The sequence below is a fragment of the Brucella sp. 22210 genome (assembly GCF_052045675.1).
In the GTDB taxonomy this organism is placed as follows: domain Bacteria; phylum Pseudomonadota; class Alphaproteobacteria; order Rhizobiales; family Rhizobiaceae; genus Brucella.
The window spans coordinates 1-326 of sequence record NZ_JBQEPD010000193.1 but is presented as its reverse complement, the minus strand read 5'-3'; the positions used below and the strand labels follow the sequence as shown (position 1 = coordinate 326).

Sequence of the window (326 nt, the reverse complement as noted above, 5' to 3'; positions counted from 1 at the left end):
CAAACCGTGGCACAGTCAGCAGCAAACGCGCAGGCCGCGCAGAATTCGGCTATTGCAGCGGCTGCGAGCCAGACAGCGGCAGCAGGGTCGGCAACTGCTGCAGCAACTTCGGCATCAAATGCATCGGCGTCTGCCACTGCAGCGGCAAATTCTGCTGCTGACGCAGCAACGGCGGGCGCAACCGCTGGCGCCGCGGCCGCAATCGCCGAAATTGCAGACGCGATCGGCGACACCTTGCAGGCGCATTCTGCGGTGCTTGATAGTATTGCGGCACCGGGCGGGGCGGGCAGCGCGGGGCTCTCCGTTCTTGCTATAGATCAAATAAA

1 protein-coding gene is annotated in these 326 nt (G+C 63.2%); it reads right to left on the bottom strand.

Features of this window, described 5'->3' with window-relative positions; genetic code table 11:
* Positions 1–233, bottom strand: a 233-nt coding sequence (locus ACTJKP_RS27290) for a hypothetical protein (protein ID WP_440632890.1), incomplete at its 3' end; no start/stop codon positions are given.
* Between the last annotated feature and the right edge of the window lie 93 nt (positions 234–326).